The 18,400-nt window shown below is 37.9% G+C and carries 17 protein-coding genes; 10 read left to right on the forward strand and 7 right to left on the reverse strand.

Going from position 1 to position 18,400, the window contains the following annotated elements; translation table 11 throughout:
- The first annotated feature begins 23 nt into the window (after nucleotides 1-23).
- Entirely contained in the window at nucleotides 24-662 is a 639-nt protein-coding gene (locus ESB04_RS07560) for a DUF1801 domain-containing protein (protein WP_129027130.1), read from the forward strand.
- Nucleotides 663-665: 3 nt separating this feature from the next.
- Here the strand turns inward: ESB04_RS07560 and ESB04_RS07565 are convergent, their stop codons facing one another.
- Nucleotides 666-1,592 (reverse strand): helix-turn-helix domain-containing protein, encoded by a 927-nt coding sequence (locus tag ESB04_RS07565; RefSeq protein ID WP_129027131.1) that lies wholly within the window; start codon nucleotides 1,590-1,592, stop codon nucleotides 666-668.
- A gap of 93 nt (nucleotides 1,593-1,685) precedes the next feature.
- On the opposite strand from ESB04_RS07565, the gene ESB04_RS07570 reads away from it, so the two are divergent.
- Nucleotides 1,686-2,453, forward strand: a complete 768-nt coding sequence (locus ESB04_RS07570) for a hypothetical protein (RefSeq protein WP_129027132.1) — start codon at nucleotides 1,686-1,688, stop codon at nucleotides 2,451-2,453.
- Between the two features lie 52 nt (nucleotides 2,454-2,505).
- Nucleotides 2,506-3,267, forward strand: a complete 762-nt coding sequence (locus ESB04_RS07575; RefSeq protein WP_129027133.1) for a hypothetical protein — start codon at nucleotides 2,506-2,508, stop codon at nucleotides 3,265-3,267.
- Here ESB04_RS07575 and ESB04_RS07580 read toward each other — a convergent pair.
- The 5 genes from ESB04_RS07580 to ESB04_RS07600 form a co-directional block, all read right to left on the reverse strand.
- Nucleotides 3,264-4,181 carry an alpha/beta hydrolase gene (locus ESB04_RS07580; RefSeq protein WP_235832197.1) on the reverse strand — a complete coding sequence of 306 codons (918 nt, stop codon included), beginning with the start codon at nucleotides 4,179-4,181 and terminating at the stop codon, nucleotides 3,264-3,266. The genes ESB04_RS07575 and ESB04_RS07580 overlap by 4 nt on opposite strands.
- A 122-nt stretch (nucleotides 4,182-4,303) precedes the next feature.
- The gene (locus tag ESB04_RS07585) at nucleotides 4,304-6,538 is read right to left on the reverse strand and encodes a xanthine dehydrogenase family protein molybdopterin-binding subunit (RefSeq protein ID WP_129027134.1); all 2,235 of its coding nucleotides are present in this window, start codon (nucleotides 6,536-6,538) and stop codon (nucleotides 4,304-4,306) included.
- 1 nt (nucleotide 6,539) lies between these two features.
- Entirely contained in the window at nucleotides 6,540-7,001 is a 462-nt protein-coding gene (locus tag ESB04_RS07590; RefSeq protein ID WP_129027135.1) for a (2Fe-2S)-binding protein, read from the reverse strand.
- A gap of 71 nt (nucleotides 7,002-7,072) precedes the next feature.
- On the reverse strand, nucleotides 7,073-7,924 hold the full coding sequence (locus ESB04_RS07595) for an aldo/keto reductase (RefSeq protein ID WP_129027136.1): 852 nt from the start codon (nucleotides 7,922-7,924) through the stop codon (nucleotides 7,073-7,075).
- Between the two features lie 9 nt (nucleotides 7,925-7,933).
- A complete protein-coding gene (locus ESB04_RS07600; RefSeq protein WP_129027137.1) occupies nucleotides 7,934-8,848 on the reverse strand; it encodes a helix-turn-helix domain-containing protein in 915 nt (304 codons plus the stop codon).
- A 167-nt stretch (nucleotides 8,849-9,015) separates the two neighbouring features.
- On the opposite strand from ESB04_RS07600, the gene ESB04_RS07605 reads away from it, so the two are divergent.
- The 7 genes from ESB04_RS07605 to madM all read left to right on the forward strand — a co-directional run bounded on the left by ESB04_RS07605 (nucleotide 9,016) and on the right by madM (nucleotide 16,852).
- Nucleotides 9,016-9,468 carry a nuclear transport factor 2 family protein gene (locus ESB04_RS07605; protein WP_129027138.1) on the forward strand — a complete coding sequence of 151 codons (453 nt, stop codon included), beginning with the start codon at nucleotides 9,016-9,018 and terminating at the stop codon, nucleotides 9,466-9,468.
- A 183-nt stretch (nucleotides 9,469-9,651) separates the two neighbouring features.
- Entirely contained in the window at nucleotides 9,652-11,877 is a 2,226-nt protein-coding gene (locus ESB04_RS07610) for a xanthine dehydrogenase family protein molybdopterin-binding subunit (RefSeq protein ID WP_129027139.1), read from the forward strand.
- Nucleotides 11,878-11,974: 97 nt separating this feature from the next.
- Entirely contained in the window at nucleotides 11,975-13,555 is a 1,581-nt protein-coding gene (locus ESB04_RS07615; RefSeq protein ID WP_129027140.1) for a carboxylesterase/lipase family protein, read from the forward strand.
- A 479-nt stretch (nucleotides 13,556-14,034) separates the two neighbouring features.
- Nucleotides 14,035-15,237, forward strand: a complete 1,203-nt coding sequence (locus ESB04_RS07620; protein ID WP_129027141.1) for a helix-turn-helix domain-containing protein — start codon at nucleotides 14,035-14,037, stop codon at nucleotides 15,235-15,237.
- Nucleotides 15,238-15,283: 46 nt separating this feature from the next.
- Complete coding sequence (locus tag ESB04_RS07625) at nucleotides 15,284-15,673, forward strand: DUF7793 family protein (protein WP_129027142.1); 390 nt, start codon at nucleotides 15,284-15,286, stop codon at nucleotides 15,671-15,673.
- A 61-nt stretch (nucleotides 15,674-15,734) separates the two neighbouring features.
- On the forward strand, nucleotides 15,735-16,100 hold the full coding sequence (locus ESB04_RS07630) for a malonate transporter subunit MadL (protein WP_235832198.1): 366 nt from the start codon (nucleotides 15,735-15,737) through the stop codon (nucleotides 16,098-16,100).
- Nucleotides 16,097-16,852: a malonate transporter subunit MadM gene (gene madM / locus ESB04_RS07635; RefSeq protein ID WP_129027143.1), complete on the forward strand. Its 756-nt coding sequence runs from the start codon at nucleotides 16,097-16,099 to the stop codon at nucleotides 16,850-16,852. Before ESB04_RS07630 ends, madM begins: the two co-directional genes overlap by 4 nt.
- Here madM and ESB04_RS07640 read toward each other — a convergent pair.
- The gene (locus ESB04_RS07640) at nucleotides 16,842-18,320 is read right to left on the reverse strand and encodes an acyl-CoA synthetase (RefSeq protein WP_129027144.1); all 1,479 of its coding nucleotides are present in this window, start codon (nucleotides 18,318-18,320) and stop codon (nucleotides 16,842-16,844) included. The genes madM and ESB04_RS07640 overlap by 11 nt on opposite strands.
- Between the last annotated feature and the right edge of the window lie 80 nt (nucleotides 18,321-18,400).

Genomic DNA, 18,400 nt, shown 5'->3' on the forward strand with positions numbered 1-18,400 from the left:
AATTTAGAAAAAATGATCATTTTATGAGTCCAAAAGTAGATGCCTTTTTAGTCCAACTAAATAAATGGCAGGCTGAATTAAGCTTACTTAGAAGTTTATTATTGGAAATGGAATTAGACGAGGATTTGAAATGGGGTTCTCCTTGCTATTCTTTTGAAAATTCTAATTTGGTCATTCTACAAGGTTTTAAAGAATACTTCGCCATCCTATTTTTTAAAGGGGTGCTTCTAAAAGATTCCGAAAAGGTATTTACTAAACCAGGAGAAAATACCCAATCAAGTCGGCAAATTCGATTCCGAAATATCGATGATATTCTGTCGAAAGAATCATTGATTAAAGCCTATATAAAAGAGGCAATCGAGGTAGAGAAATCCGGCGAGAAGGTCGCCCTAAAAAAAATAGAAGACTACGCGGTTCCCAAAGAGTTTCAAGAAGCCATGATGGAAGATGAAGCTCTTAAATCGGCCTTTGCCAAATTAAGTCCGGGCCGACAAAGGATGTATTTAATTCATTTTGCCGAGGCAAAACAAGAATCTACCAGATTGGCGCGTATTGAAAAAAATAAGGGACGAATACTGATGGGCAAAGGTTTGGGGGATTGTATATGTGGCCTTTCCCAAAAAATGCCCACTTGCGATGGATCCCATAAACATATGAGATAAAAATCATCGATTCAAATTTCGTCGATAATCCAAGGGAGTTATTCCGACTTTATTTTTAAAAAATCGGGAAAAATGGGGCGCATAGCTAAATCCTAATTGTAAAGAAACTTCATTAATATTTTTCTCAAAATCATGCAATAATTCTTTTGCCTGATCAATCATAATTTGGTGCATCATTTCCATCGGCGTTTGATGCGATTCTTTCTTAATAATATCCCCTAAATAATTGGTAGATAAATGTAATTTTTCTGCAAAATAATGGACACTTGGCAAGCCATAATCGTCAGATTTACCAGTCATTATATATTCCCTAACCAATTCTGCAAATTTATCAGAAATATGTTGATGTAAGGGCTGTCTACTTGTAAATTGTCTTTGATAATATCGACTACAATAAGCCAATAAAAGTTCAATTTGGTTAATAATTATTTGCTTATTTAAACTGTCGAATTTAGGGCTGATTTCCTGATTAATTTTACCCAAAATATCGACCAAATTATTCCTTTCTTCTTCATCTACATGCAAGGCTTCATTATGCTCATAAGAAAAAAAGGAATAATTATGAATTTGCTTGTGCAAGGAAGTCCCACGAATTAATTCCTCATCAAATATCAAGCATAATCCCTGAGGAACGGACAGAGTTCCCACCTTATCCACTTTATAAATTTGATTAGGCGCAAAAAACAAGAGCGTTCCTGCATCATAGTCATATTGACTAATACCATATTTTAAATCCCCACAGTGAATATCTTTCAACATGATGCAGTAAAAGCCCATTCTTATCCACTCACGGAATTTAGGAGTAGTTTTAGAAAAATCTAATATACTTATCCAAGGGTTTATAGTCTCATGATCATTATACCTATTAAATGAATCAACAGAATCCATATTTCTGATACGACTTTCCTCTTCAAACTTCCTTTGTTCCATACACCTGTAAAATGGTAAGTATTACCGTAAAATTTATCAGCCATTTATAACTGCACTGATCTAATTTTACAATTTAAATCAATTTAAGTAGAAATGAAAAATGCCATTGTATATCTATTTTGTCTATTATTAACTCAACCTCTTTCCTTATATTCTCAAGAGTTACAAGATGACAAAGCTACTCAAATTAGTGGTTCCATAGGGATTACGAATAATGGAATATCCATAGTGCCTTCCTTCTCATTAGAAAAACCTGCTTCAGTATTTAACATGTCCATTTCAAAAGGTAGATTTAGTTTTGATCCCGAATTGGCGTTCTCATTAGAGGCAAAACCTTGGTATTCCTTATTTTGGTTTCGTTATAATCTCAGCCCCAAGCAATCAAAATTTAGTATGAATGTTGGTACCCATTTAGGCCTCAATTTTGTATCTATCCCTCTACCAAGGACCCAAGATTCACTTCAAATTCAAAAAACGGACCGCTATTGGGTATTAGAATTATTCCCTAGGTATCAAATATCCAAACACTTAACGATGGGAATATATTTTTTAAGATCTCATGGATTAAACCCAGCTACTTTAAACGCTCTAAACTTTGTCACCTTATACATCGACATCTCAGAAATTAAAATAAGTAAAAAAGCTACCGTTGGGATTACTCCACAGTTTTATTACTTGAACATCGACGGAAAAGAGGGATATTATTTGACTTCAGAGTTTAGCTTAAGAATGAGTGATTTTCCAATAATATTTAAATCGACAATAAATAAAACCTTTGAATCAAAGGTAGAAGGATCTAAACCATTTTTATGGAATATTAAGCTTGTTTATCCCTTCAAAGCAGGGAAATTAAGACCATAATTTCATTTAACTGAAAAAAAGCCGACCTTTGTATTTCCATTTAATAACCCCCATGAAACTTACAACCACTCTCTTGCTAGTTTTACTAGTAAGTGTAAACCATTTATTTGCTCAAACTGATACAACTAAAACACCCTCTTTTTTTGCTGGTCAGATTACCGCCACCAACAACGGTGTGTCCTTAATTCCTTCCTTTTCACTGGGTAAACCTGCAGTATTATTTGACTTATCTATTGGAAAAGGGCGCTTAAGTTTTGACCCTATGTTCCGCTTTGCTATGAATGGTAAACCTTGGGCCTTTGTGCTTTGGTGGAGATATAAAGCGATCCAACAAAAAAACTTCAAAATGAGTGTTGGGGCACATCCAGCCTTTGTTTTTCGTTCAGAAGAAGCCAACGTAAACGGAGTAAATACCACGTATTTAAAGGCGCAAAGGTTTTTTGCTTGGGAAGCAACTCCCACCCTTTCCATTCATAAAAATATATCTCTAGGATTTAATTATTTAGGCTCCGCTGGCTTAAGCAAAGACGTGACACAAAGCACCACTTTTTTATCTTTTAAAACCATTTTCTCCCATTTATCCTTGGATAAAAACTGGAATGCCACAGTCATTCCTCAGTTTTTTTACCTCAATATGGATGGAGTAGACGGAACTTACCTGAGTGGTACACTCATCATTTCCAAAAATAAAAGTCCATTTACTTTAACCAGCATTTTTAGTAAAAAACTCCGCTCAGCTTTAGCAGGAGATGATTTACTTTGGAGCGTTGGGCTTAATTATAATTTTAATCATCTATTTAGGCGAGTAAACTAAGGCTTTATAGCCCCTTCCAAGAATTGCAATACCTTGGATTTTAGTTCTTCCGTATCAAACATTCGCCCAAAATGCGGTGCGTCTTTGACAATGATGAGTTCATTCATAACACCTACCGTACTTAACCATCCACTTAAAAGCTTAGACTGTTTATTTTTGACAGTTTTATCTTTCTCTCCATGAATTATAAGAAATGGGGGATCTAGTTTGTCAACGTAACTCACTGGACTAGCTTTTTTGGCTAAATCTGGTCTCTCCACAGGCACCGCTCCTAATAATATAGCCTCAGGAGCTTTAGAGTCATCGCTACTTTCCAAGCTAGTTAAATCTGATGGTCCATAAAAATCTACCACGGCTTTGATATTGAATTTCTTTGCTTTGCCATCCATAAAAAACTCGGAGACCTTATTGTTATTGGCTAAACCTACTAAGGAAGCCAAATGCCCCCCCGCAGAAAATCCCATCACAGCTATTTTATTCCTATCCAGATGGTATGTATCAGCTTGCTCTACCAAAAAAGTCAAGGCTTGGTAACAATCTTGAATTTGAGCAGGAAAGATGGCTTGACTAGCCCAACGATAATCGATGGAAGCTACAGCAAATCCTCGATTAATCAATGCGGTTAAAGTATTGCCCATATAACCCATGTCCGCATATTTATCATTGACCAACCAGCCGCCTCCATGAATGAAGACCACCAAGGGAATTTTACCTGTGGAATTTGCAGGCAAATAAATATCGAGTAAATGTTTTTTCAAGGTATCCTTCGCAAATGGGATGTTTGCATGAAGCACTGTTCCTGCGGGAAAAAGCTTTAGAACAGGATTACTGGCTTGAGCAAGTAGAGAATGAGAGGCCAAAATTAGGGCTAGACATAAAGCCCAATGCATGCATTTCTTTGGTAGTTTAATCATAATCGTAGATCTAGATTACGATAATACCATATTCTTGTTGATTTTCAATTTTTAGACGATTCAAAATAGCTATAAAAAAGCCCGTCAAATTTTAGTTTGACGGGCTTTCAATTTTTCTATTTTTATCCAATTTGGTTTCCAAAAGGTTGTTTGTACAATCTCTTACCCGTGGCTTGATAGATAGCATTTGCCATTGCGCCAAAAATTGGAGGGAAAGGAGGCTCTCCCAGACCTGTTGGGTCTACCTCATTGGCAACAAAATGTACGTCTATTTTCTTTGGAGCCTCATGATGGCGAATCATCCGATACGTATCAAAATTCTTTTGATCCGTACGACCTTCTGTAAAAGTTAAATTCCCAAATAGAGCATTCCCAATCCCATCAATCGCTGCACCTTCTGCCATATTTTTGGCGCCTTCGGGATTTACAACCACTCCGCAATCTACAGCAGAAATTACGTGGTCCACAATCACCTGACCATCTTTAACATGCAGGTCTATCACTTGTGCGGCATAAGAATTATGGCAGAAATAAGCCGCTACACCACGTTTTTTATTTGCATTTTCTGGTTTTCCCCATCCCGACTTATCCCGTACCAATTCTAATACTCCCATGTAACGGGATGCATCATAATCATTGTTTTTACCTACGGGCTTATCTTTGGCTCTTTGTAATAATTCCAATCGAAAAGCGATGGGGTCCTTACCCATGTATTCAGAAATTTCGTCTAAAAACGACTGCTCCGCTGCGGCGTTGAAGTTCGAGCGGGGCGCACGAAATGCTCCAATGGTAATGTTGGAAGGAATGGACCAACTTTCTGCCAAGTAATTGTCCAAAGCTCCAGCTGGAAAACGATTAGCATGCAAAGGGGACTCTGGAATACCCCCTCCTTTGATGTGAATTGCCGTTAATCGTTTGTTTTCATCAAATGCTGCACGGTATGTCAACTGGTAAGTTGGACGATAAATACCACCGCTTACATCATCTTCGCGACTATACACTAATTTAATGGGGGCATTAGCTTGCTTGGAAATTAAGGCTGCCTCCACCATATAATGTCCATAAGCGCGACGTCCGAATCCACCACCCATACGAGCCAAATTTATCTCTATGTTTTCCTTAGGAATACCTAAACGAGTTGCTATCGTATTAGCGATAAAATCTGGGCCTTGAATTGGTGCCACAAACCTCACTTTATTTCCTTGAAAATGAGCAAAAGTATTGGTAGGCTCCATAATGTTATGGGCCAAGAATGGAGCTGTATAGGTACGTTCAATGATATGCTTGGCGGCCTCAAATGCTTTTTCAGGCTCTCCATCTTTACGCTCTACACGACCTGGCTTTTTATCCATAGCCAACATATCGGCATAGTGTTTTGCTGAACTTTCCAAGCCCCCTGGAACAATAGTCTCCCGGTTATTCACTATTTCTTTGGTTTCTGGGGCATTTTCCCAAACTACATTCAACTTTTTACGGGCATTCATAACATCCCAAGTAGTTTTGCCTACCACCGCTATGACCTCATTGAACGAACGAGTATCAAACATGGCCAATTTTTGATTAGGCTCATAAACCTGAATGGTAAATACATCAACTATACCAGGCATTTTTTTGGCAGCTGTGGCATCAAACGATTTCAAGCGCATACCAAAAGCCGGCGGACGCTCCGTCATGGCAATGAGCATGCCCGCTTCTGTATAATCCATACCAAACAAGGGTTTGCCATGAACTATCTTAGTTCCTTCCACATTTTTCTGAGGAGTACCCAAAAGCCTAAAGCCTTTATTTGCTTTTAATACAATATCCTTAGGCACAGGTAATTTGGATGCCGCAGTAGAAAATGACCCATAGCTTCCAGTTTTCCCACTTGACGCATGTTTCACTTGTCCTTTAGATGTAGTCAATTCCGATACGGGTACATTCCATGCCTGACTAGCTGCAGTCAAAATCATTTGTCGTGCCGATGCCCCCGCCGTACGTAATAATTTCCATGCGGAACGGATCGACTGGCTTCCTCCTGTAAATTGACGGTTGAAAAGCGCCGGATTATAACTGGCTTGCTCGACTATAATACTTTTAAAATCAACGTCCAATTCCTCTGCGATTAGCATGGGCATAGACGTCATCACGTTTTGCCCAAACTCTGGGTTAGGAGAGTAGATCTTAATCACATTTTCTGGCGTAATTTTAATGTAACTAGTTAACTCTTGCCAGATAGGTTCAACCTCCATGACCGCTAATTTTTCTTCTGGCTTGGCACTAGCCATCCAAGAGATTCCTAACATGAATCCGCCACCCGTAAGCGAAGAAACTTTCAAAAACGAGCGTCTGCTATATGTATTTTCTGTCTTTTTCATATTATTTCTTAGCTGCTGCTTGTTGAATAGCTTTTTTAATACGCGTATAGGTACCGCATCGACAAATATTACCTGACATAAAATTGTCAATATCCTCTTCACTAGGACGTGGATTGCTTTTTAATAAAGCGGCCGCACTCATGATTTGACCCGCTTGACAATAACCGCATTGAGCTACGTCCAAATCCAACCATGCTTTTTGTACAGGATGATCTCCTTTTTCAGCCAAACCTTCGATGGTTGTAATATTCTGGTTGGCTAATGATGAAATAGGTAATTGACAGGAACGAACTGCAATTCCATTCAAATGTACCGTACATGCTCCACAGGAACCGACACCACAACCATATTTGGTTCCTTTTAAATCTAATACATCCCTCAATACCCATAAAAGTGGCATATTTTCATCTGCCTCAACGGTGTAGGTTTTCTTGTTAATTCGTAAGGTGAATTTCTTTATCATGGTTTGATATGTATAAAAAGTGTACAAATGTATTCAATTGGAACGTGTAATAATTACAGAAATCAAACAACTTAATTTTCAATTTTCCTCGTGCCTAACCACTTAACCATCGCTGGATCGCGATGATCGAAAAAACTACTGGTCTTAGTATCTAAAGACTGGATCAAAACCATCTCTTCATCCGTCAGACTGAAATCAAAAATTTGAAAATTCTCTTCCATCCGATTTCGATTAACCGTTTTAGGAATGACCACCACACTCCTTTGAATGAGCCAACGCAAAACAACTTGGGCTATCGACTTCCCATGAGCTTGTGCAATGGAAGCCAAAAGTGGATTTTCAAATATCCCATTTTTCCCTTCGGCAAATGGCCCCCAAGATTCTATTTGAATTTGACACTCATTTAAAAATTGTTGATTCGCAATTTGTTGTTGAAATGGATGCGTTTCCACCTGATTAACGGCTGGAACCACATCGGTATGGTTCATTAAATCCACGATTCTGTCTGGCTGAAAATTACTAACTCCAATCGCTCGGATACGTCCTTCGTGGTATAACTTTTCCATGGCTCGCCACTCGCCAAAAACATCCCCATTAGGTTGATGAATCAAGTATAAATCGAGGTAATCAAGCTGCAATTTTTGCATAGATTTTTCAAAAGCCGCTAATGTACCTTCATAGCCATTTCCTTGAATCCAAAGTTTGGTAGTGATAAATAAATCTAGGCGGGGCACTCCTGCCGACTTAATAGCTAATCCCACAGCGACCTCATTTCCATAGGACGCTGCGGTATCGATGGAGCGATAACCCACTTCGATAGCTTCACTGACACTTTTTTCGCAAGTGAATGCATCAGGTATTTGGAATACTCCAAAACCTAATATGGGCATTTTAACTCCATTGTTTAAGGTTACAACAGACATATGTGTTAATTAATTCAAATGGCGAAATTGTAATGGTGTATTTCCCACATGTTGTTTAAATACTCGAGTAAAATGTTGTGGATATTTAAATCCTAAATCATGCGCAATTTCATTGATGGACTTTTCTCCTTCAAATATTCGTTCTTTGGCCACATCAATTAATTTATTTTGTATTAATTCCTTTACAGATTTCCCCGTTTCTTTTTTAATTAAATCGCCAAAATAATTCGCGGAAAGATGTAATTGATCCGCAAAATAGGCCACCGATGGAAGACCGAAAATTTGTGGCTTTTCCGATAAGAAATACGTATTTAATAGCTCCTCAAATTTGGCTAATATCCCTTGGTTAACGTGCTCTCTGGAAATAAATTGGCGATCATAAAAACGTTCACAATAATTCAAAAACAATTCAATGTTCGCAGTAATTAATTTCTTACTGTGTTTGTCTACTCTTTGATTCAATTCAAACTCAATCTTGGATAAACAATCAAGTACAACCTGTCTTTCCGCATCGGAAATGTGCAAGGCTTCATTGGATTGATAACTAAAAAAATGATATAAAGGTAAGGACTTAGCTAAAGACGTTCCATGAACCAAATCAGGATGAAAAATCAATCCATAGCCTTTAGGTTGATATGGACCTCCAGGAATTTCAAATTCAGATACTTGGCCAGGAGCAAAAAAGACGAGAGTTCCAGCTTGGTAATCATAAGTATGACGACCATACACAATATCTCCACATTTAACATCCTTTAAATAAATGCAATATAAGCCATATTGAAATTTGATTCGGGTAACATCTGGACCCCAATCGCGAAGATTAGCTTTAGAAAAATCAATGACACTCACTAAAGGATGTAATGTGACGTGATTATTATCTGAATTGTACTGACTAATCTGATTGATGGCATATACCTTTTCCATATTTTTCAATTTTATTCCAAATGTAACTGTTTCATATATAGCTGATTTCACTATAAATCAGAATGAGTAAAAATGGTAGAAAATTCAGTAGTTTATATCCTTAATTAATAATTATTCCATGGAAATTTGTATTGAAATATTCAGTTAACATCTATCTACATAATCTTATGAAATCAATCGTATTTACCTTCTCTTTTGTCGTTTTATTTACACAATTAGCCATGGCACAGCAAAGTAATGAAGAACAAAATCTTATTAAACTATCCCTTGATAAATGGCAATGGATGGCTGATAAAGACGTCGAAAAGTTGAGCCAATTATTTGATGAAAAGTCAAAATTCGTACACATGAGTGGTACCTGGAAAAAAGGAGAAGAATTAGATATCATCAAAACAGGTAGAATATGGTATAAAAAAGTTACCGTAAAAGATACCGCTGTGGAGCTTTTTGGTAATACTGCCATCGTATGGAATCGAATTACCTTAGATGCGGTAGTCAGGGAACAAGTTGCAGTTAATGAATTTACCGTAACGGAAGTATATCAAAAAAATGGGCAAGATTGGAAGCTTTTAGCCTTAACATTTAGTAGTGTTCGGGATACTCACCAAATCAAACATTAATCGTATGAAACACTCTAAATTTTATTTTAAAAATTTTGAAAAAACCACTTCCCTTTTTCTGATTTGAATAATGTGGAAATAGCTGAACTTTTACATAATTTTCTAAAAAATAAAGGGTTAAATTAAGCGTTGATTACCCGTTTACATTCCTTTATATTTTACCAAATTAACCGACTTGACATCATGGAAAAACTAAACCGTAGATCCTTTTTGCAATCTGCCGCTCTAAGCGGAGGAGGATTCATGTTAAGTTTTACCCATTTTTCTAGTTTTGCCTCCTCAGGAAAATCTACCATTGATACGCCAAAAACTCCGCATGAAATCAACGGTTTTGTAAAAATCACTTCAGATAACATCATTCAAATCATGTCACCAAATCCTGAAGGTGGCCAAGGGGTAAAAACCTCCATGCCCATGATTGTAGCAGAGGAATTGGATGTGAATTGGAAACAGGTGCAAGTCATTCAAGCGGATTTAGATACCAAACATTTTACTCGACAATACATCGGAGGTAGCCAAGCCATTCATCAAGGCTGGATGCCTCTCCGACAAGCAGGTGCGACAGCCCGACGAATGTTGATGGAAGCTGCTGCTAAACAATGGCAAGTACCCATAGAAGAAATAAGTACTTCCCTTGGTTATTTACAACATAAAAAAAGTGGGAAATCCGCGAAATATGGTGAATTGGCTAGTCTTGCGGCCCAAATCCCTGTCCCTAAACATATACCTTTAAAGTCGGTCAAAGATTTTTCCATCATAGGGAAATCCAAACAAAATGTCGACTTAAAAAAGATTGTCACAGGAAAGCCTTTGTTTGGAATTGACACGCAAGTAAAAGGTATGCTCTATGCCATGATTGTTCATCCACCGGCTTTTGGTTTGGAATTAAAATCCATACAAGATGCCGAGGCGCGTAAGATGAGAGGAATCAAAGATATATTCCCCATTAAAGTGTTCCAAGACGGCTATGAAAAGGCCTTTTTTGATACCATCAGTTTCAATGAGGTGGTTGCCATCGTGGGGAACTCCACTTGGGAAGTAATGCAAGCTAAAAAAGTCTTGCAGGTAGAATGGCAAGAAGCAAAAGCGTATTCTCAAAACAGAAATATGCTGGGTCGAAAAATGGTTGAAAACATTCCTGCTGGATTAGAAAATACCACGAAGCATCTGGCCCAAATGGCAGCTAAAAAAGATCAAGCTGCCACCGTGAGACGAAAAGACGGAGATGTAGAATCAGCCTTTAAACTAGCAGCAAAAATCGTAGAAAGAACCTATTATGGGCCATATTTGGCACATAATTGCATGGAGCCAATGAATTTTTTTGCTGATGTAAAAGCGGATTCCGCTCATTTATCTGGCCCCCTTCAAAAACCTGAATTAACAGAACAGGCTCTTTCTGCTCGAATAGGTCTTCCGCTAGAGAAAATCAATATCCAAATGACTCGTTTGGGAGGAGGATTTGGTAAACGCTCCTATGCGCATTGGATGATAGAAGCCGCATTAATCTCTCAAAAGGTACAAGCGCCTGTCAAATTAATGTATAGCCGTGAAGACGATATGACTTCTGGGGTTTATCGCTCCACCTACTCTGCTACTTTTAAAGCTGGTTTGGATGCACAAAATAACCTGATTGCTTTCCATGTGAAAGCGGGTGGAATTCCAGAATCCCCTCTTTACCCCAATCGTTTCCCCGCTGGTGCCGTAGATCATTATTTAGCAGAAGATTGGACGATTGACTCCAATATTACCGTTGGCTCTTTCAGAGCACCAAGATCAAATTTTATGGCTGCTGCTGAACAATCCTTTTTAGATGAAGTAGCAGAATTAGCAGGTAAGGATCCTATCGATTTTCGATTGGAATTGCTAAAACGTGCCGAGGAAAAACCTGTTGGAAAAAATAACGAATATGAACCAAAAAGATATGCAGGGGTATTAAAATTAGTGAAAGAAAAGTCCAATTGGGATAGTATAAAATCCACTAAAAAAGTGGGGGTGGCTGCATATTTCTGCCATGATTCGTATGCCGCAAACGTCATTGAATTAGAAATAAAAGACGGATTGCCTATTATTCAGAAAGTGCACAGTGCCATTGATTGCGGTATCATCATTAATCCTACGGGAGCATTAAATATGGTAGAAGGAGGTGTTGTAGACGGAATAGGGACGGCGTTATTTGGAAAAATGACCCTGGAAAATGGTGTTCCCCAACATAAAAACTTTGATACTTATCGCATGATTCGTATGAATGAAGCTCCTAGAGCCATGAATATCCATTTTGTCAAAAATGAACTAGATCCTAGTGGTATGGGAGAACCTGCTTATCCACCTGTTTTTGCGGCCTTAGCAAACGCATTATATAAAGCCACTGGAAAACGTCATTACAGCCAGCCTTTTATAGATAATATATAAGTGTGTAAAGCTTTGTTGAATTCAATTAATGGGGAAATTCTCATTTAGCCATTCCATTAGAAATTCAATTACAATAAGCCCCCAAAGAACTATTCGTATGAAAAAAATTGCTCTACTATTCTTCTATTTCCTGTCAGTTTGTTTCTCCAAAACACATGCTTCGTTTAAAGATGAACCGGTGGGAACAAAAATTAAGATTGCACCTGGCTATATACAAGGAACCGTAGAGAAAAATGGGGTTAAATCCTTTAAGGGCATACCCTTTGCCGCTCCTCCTGTAGGCCCTTTACGCTGGAAAGCCCCCATGCCAGTGGCTGCTTGGGAAGGAGTAAAAACATGCCAAGCCTTTGGTCCTAGTGCCATGCAAAGAACACCCAGCCCATTTTACATGTGGTCAGAGGAATTTCTAATACCTAAAGAACCCATACAAGAGGACTGCCTTTATTTAAACGTTTGGACCAATGCACAAAAAAAGACAGATAAAAAACCTGTGTTGGTGTGGATACATGGGGGTGGATTTTCTTCTGGCGGCAGTTCGGTTCCAATTTACGATGGGATAAATTTAGCCTCAAAGGGGGTCGTGTATGTGAGCATTAATTATCGAGTGGGGATTTTCGGTTTTTTTTCTCATCCTGCTCTGAGCCAAGAGTCGCCCATGAAAACATCGGGTAATTATGGTCTATTAGATCAAATCGCCGCATTACAATGGGTTAAAAATAATATAGCTCAATTTGGAGGTGATCCTACTAATGTGACCATTGCAGGTCAATCTGCCGGTTCCTTTGCTGTTGTTAGCTTAATGGCATCACCACTGGCGAAAGGCCTATTTCACAAGGCCATTGCAGAAAGTGGTGCGGGCTTATTGCCCAGAAATCCACTTAGCTCAAGCCAAGCTATGCCTAGCCTTAAAGAATCAGAGGAAATAGGTAAAAAAACGATGGACAATTTAGGTTTATTCCAAATAGATCAAATGAGAGCCATTCCAGCCGAAGAATTATTAAAAAAAGCATCTGCACGAAATGTCATTATCGTGGATGGATATTTCATGCCTGAAAGTATCGAACAGATATTCAATCAGAAAAAACAGCACCAAGTTCCTTTGCTTACAGGCTGGAATGAGGATGAAGGACTAGTTATGGGACCAATTAAAAAAGCCCAGGAATACCGTTCAGATATAGAAAAACAATACGGCTCTTTAGCCCAAGAACTATTGACACATTATCCTGGCAGTAATGATTCCATAGCAGTGCAATCCCAACTAAACTTATCCAGGGACTTAGTATTTGGTGCCCCTAATTACATACTTGCTACACTCCAAAGTAATCATGGAAACCCCGTATATGTGTACAGATTCACGAGGGTGGTACCTGCCTACGGAGAATATAAAAAATTCAAAGCATTTCACACAGCTGAAGTCCCCTACGCCTTGAGCACCTTACATCTGGTGAATCGTCCGTGGGAAAAAGCCGATTTCCAATTGGAAAAAACCATGTCTTCCTACTGGATCAACTTTGCAAAATTTGCTAATCCTAATTCTAAAAATTTACCCAGTTGGCAAAGATTTAGCAGCCAAAACCTTGATATTATACGGCTTGACAAAGAAGTTAACATGATAAAATTACCTGATTTTAAAAGCTTGAATTTCTTTTACCAAAAAATCTATTTAAAACGACAATAAAATCTATTATCCTTATAAACCAAAAACCCCTCAGCTATTAGCCAAAGGATTTCCAAACCTGTGTTCTATAATTATAATGTGATTAATTGATTAGGGCTTTTTAAGCTCATATGCCCTTGATATTTTTTCTAGTTTGCTGAATAATGACACACAATTTTAAGATAGCCTAAAAATTCATTAAGCTTGATAACTTATCGAATTACAAAATTGTTTGAAAAATATATGGTGTAAAAATTCATCATGTTCATCTTTCAGGATTATGAACAACATAAAGAAAAATTTGAAAATCAGAACATGTTAAATTTACCCAAGCAATAACCTGTTTAAACTTGTTTTTCAGTACTTATTTAGTCGTACTGAAAAATTAATATAAAGGGAAAAACATATCTAGCCTTTGAAAAGCTATACTTAATAATATTTTATTTGGCCACTAAAAACTAAAATAGCATCGATCTTTGCAACGCATTTTTTGTCGACCAATGGCTGATTTACCACTATTTATTTTTACCATATTATCGTCTAGTATTGGGCTAGTCGTTAGTATAATATTATTTTTCGGACAAGACATTGCAACTTTAAGCTCAAAAATTCTATCTGCCATTTTGTTTTGTTTGGTGATTTTAACCGTGGGTAATAGCCTAACCTTATCTACTATCTTGTATGATTACCCACAATTCTTTAAAACATATACTTGGGCCGCATTCTGCATAGGACCATTATTTTATTTATATGTAAGAACAGTTTTAAATCAATCTTACAAGCTCTACTGGAAAGATTCATTTATGTTTATTCCTGCCCTATTATATCAGGTTCATCGCCTTCCATTTGATATTTTAAGTCGAGCGGAAAAACTTGTGATTGTAAAAAGAGCGTTGAGTAATCGCATTGAATTTATACAAGAAGCAGAAGGTCTATTGCCTCCAGGATGGCTACCCATAATACGAATCCTCGTATTACTAATCAGTATGTTTGCTGCATTAATTTTATTATTAAGAAGACGCAAAAAAATATTTGAATCAAAAATTCAAATTGAAAGAAACAAACAAATTTACCGGTTTTTATGGGTAAGTATGGGTCTTATTTTTATTGGTACATTGTTGGTAGCTATCATCACATTTCTTCAATTTATCAAAGGTATATTCTTGGCAAAAATGATTGTTTTTGTGATTTCCTGTGAAATTCTATTCATATGCATTTATTTGTTTACCCAGCCTAAAATTCTATATGGGATGATTGGCTGGATTCAAATGGATGAACCTGTTAAGTCTTTACAAAATACTACCTTCACCACTGATCAAAAAAGCGTTGAAAATGATGATATTACTTATGTGAGCCATTATCATGGAATCAGTATATTAAATTCCATAGAAACACATTTTAGAGAAAATCACCCATTTACTACTATCGGTTATTGTCTAGCTGATTTATCTAGGGAAATCAACGTTCCCGCTTATTTAGTCTCAACTGTGATAAATCAGGAATTTGATAAAAATTTTAATGAATTCGTGAATGATGCCCGCTTTGAGTATTTAAAAATCATGCGATTAACCGATCAAAATTTCGATAAATATTCCATTGAATACATTGGAAATTCTTTGGGTTTTGGCTCAAGAACCTCTTTTATTTCCGCTGTTAAGAAAAGAACAGGCTTATTACCTAAGGAATATTTAGCCAATATTTAATTTCCTAAAGTTGTTTATATTCAGGAATAAATTCTCCTGAATACATATGAAAAATCAACAAGACCATATACATATCTTTTCTGGCGAAATCGCAGACTATTGGATTGAAGACGGCATTCTATTTTCTCAATCTAAACCTATCAAAAGAACGGTACCATTGATTCAAGAAAATATTGAATTAGTTAAAAAGATTACGCAAAACCAAGCCATGCCTTTGCTGATATATTTGTGTAAATCCCCTGTACCCGACAAAGAAACCCGTCAATTCTCCCGAGAACAATTATCCCAAGTATATAAAGCTATGGCCATGGTTTCTGCACCTGGGCTTTCACAATTAATCATGAAAATGGTATTTCAATTCCAAAAACCACCAATTCCTATCAAAAGCTTTAGTCGGGAGGAAAGCGCTCTTCAATGGTTGCAACAATTCAAATAAGCAAAAACAGATAGTTTAAGGTTATTACAAAATTTCATATATTCGTTTTTATACCCTATTGATGATGCTTATTTATGGTTTAGGTTTATTGGCTTTAAGTTATCTAGCTGGCCAATTATTTGGAGATTTTCTCGGAGAATTTATTGGGGTTCAAGCCAACGTCGGTGGAGTGGGCTTCGCGATGTTAACACTAGTTTTACTCCATAATTATTTTCAAAAAAAGCATTGGATTAAAGGTAATTTTGATGACGGAATTGGCTTTTGGAGTAATTTATATATTCCTGTTATTGTAGCCATGTCGGCCAGCCAAAATGCATTATTGGCATTTAATCATGGTATTCTTCCCCTCGTGGCTGGAATTCTCATCGTGGTGCTAGGATTTGCTTTAGTCCCGCTCATTTCCACCATTAAAACTACCAACGAATGAACATCATTTCTTTCTTCGAAAAAAATGGTATGATTACCAGTTTCATGGTGATTGCCATCATCATGCTCATTTCAGAACAAATTTCCACAAGAATTCTTCGAAAAAAAATCCCAGGATCTGCCATCGCCATTTTAATAGGATTAATCTTAGCTTATTATGGGGGGGTGCAAAGTGGGGGCGAAAAAGGAATTGCCGATATTGCATTTTTCAGTGGTTTTAAATTAGTCGGAGGATCCATGTTCCGTGATTTTTGCATTGTAGCTACGGCACTCGGTGTAAGTTTTCCTGTCATTATTCAAGCTGGAAAAGCAGGTGTAATTTCTTTGATTTTAGGTTTAGTGGTTTCATTTGTACTAGGAGTTTTGGTGGGTTGGGCATTTGATTATCATGATGCAGAAAGTTTAAGTACCATTGGTGCAGGAACATTGACTTTCATTGTAGGTCCCGTGACAGGCTCCGCCCTAGGAGCAAGCTCCGATGTAATTGCATTAAGCGTGGCAACAGGTGTAGTAAAAGCCATTGCCGTAACCATTTTCACCCCGCTCATTGCCTCAAAAATTCAATTAAATAATCCGCATTCCGCCATGGTATTTGGAGGACTCATGGGAACTACCAGCGGAGTAGCCGCGGGTTTAGCCGCCACAGACCAAAAACTAGTCCCTTATGGAGCCTTAACAGCGACTTTTTACACGGGTTTAGGCTGCTTGCTTTGTCCTAGCGTATTTTACCTGTTACTAAAAGCTATTTTATAAACAAGGGTTTCAAGTCGTTTTTGGTCACCTTACCCATGGCATTTCTAGGCAGCTCAGACAAGAATACATATTTTCGAGGAACACGATAAGCAGGCATTTTACTTCGCATATATGTATTTAAATCCTCTGAACTAGTTTCCACCTTCAATACCACAGCCGCAGCTACAACCTCACCCCATTCTTCATCTGGCAAACCTACCACCGAACAGTCGTCAACGTTTGGATGAGTCCGTAAAACCTCCTCTATCTCCAAAGCTGATAATTTGTAGCCTCCTGATTTAATAATATCAGTAGAGTTTCTGCCCAATATGCGATAATAATGATCCTGGACCTCTGCCACGTCGCCGGTTTTAAACCAACCATCGGAAGTAAAGGCTTCTTCGGTGGCCTGCTGTTTGCCCCAATACTCTTTAAAAACTGTTGGCCCTTTTACTTGAATTTCTCCTGGCTCACCCACCACTTCCATATTTTCTTCATTGGCAAGCCGCACCTGTACCATAGGCAAAGGCATACCCACATGTCCAGCCCGTCTTTCTCCCTCATACGGATTACTGATTGCCATGCCTATTTCTGTCATCCCATATCTTTCCAACAAGCGCTGACCACTTAATGCCTCCCATTTTTCCATGACCGAAACTGGTAGCGCCGCAGATCCCGAAATCATGAGTCGAAATGCCTGCATGTACTTCTTTAATTCCATTCTCTCTTGTTCTGACCTAGTTTCTAGATAGGCAATCAATTTAAAATAGATGGTAGGAACAGCCATAAAGACATTTAAATCTCCTTTTTTGAATAGTTCAAAAATAGCCTCTGCCGAAAATTGAGCTAGGAACTCCACTTTGCCTCCCACATATAAAGTGGCAGATATCACATTGATTATTCCATGAATATGGTGTAAGGGAAGCACGCATAAAGTATGATCCTGAGCAGTATATTTCCAGGCCTCTACCAGGGATTTTATTTGACTTTCTATCCCATGATGGGTACTCAATACACCTTTAGGTAGACTGGTAGTACCACTAGTGTATAAAATCATGGCTCCCCTTTCTGCATCAATAGTGGGTAAGCTTCTCTGATGTAATGCAGGCATTTCTCCCCAAACCAATAATCGAATGCCCGATGCCTCGCAAAAATCTTTAAGCAGGGACTTATATGCTGCGGAACAGATAAAGGTCTTGGCGCCCGTATCGTGCAAAATGTATTTGATGGATTCTAAAGGATGAGCCAATGCCACGGGAACCGCTATCCCACCTGCTAACCAAATACCCCACTGAGAAACCACATAGTCCAAACCCGGTTCAACCATGTAAGCTACGGGAGATTGATTTAAATCTGACTCATTTTCAAGTAAAACACTAGCGACTTTTTCTGAATGCTCAATGAGTGTGGTATAAGTATGGGATTGGGAACCGGACAACAAAGCCGTTGATTCTCCAAATTTCAGTGCGTTCTTTTGAAAATAGAGCATAGTTTAACTTGGTAGGGTCAATTTTTATTATTGAATCATTAAGATTCAATAGGTTTAAAATTAGGAGAAATAATTCAATA

The organism is Aquirufa rosea, assembly GCF_004118285.1.
GTDB lineage: Bacteria > Bacteroidota > Bacteroidia > Cytophagales > Spirosomataceae > Aquirufa > Aquirufa rosea.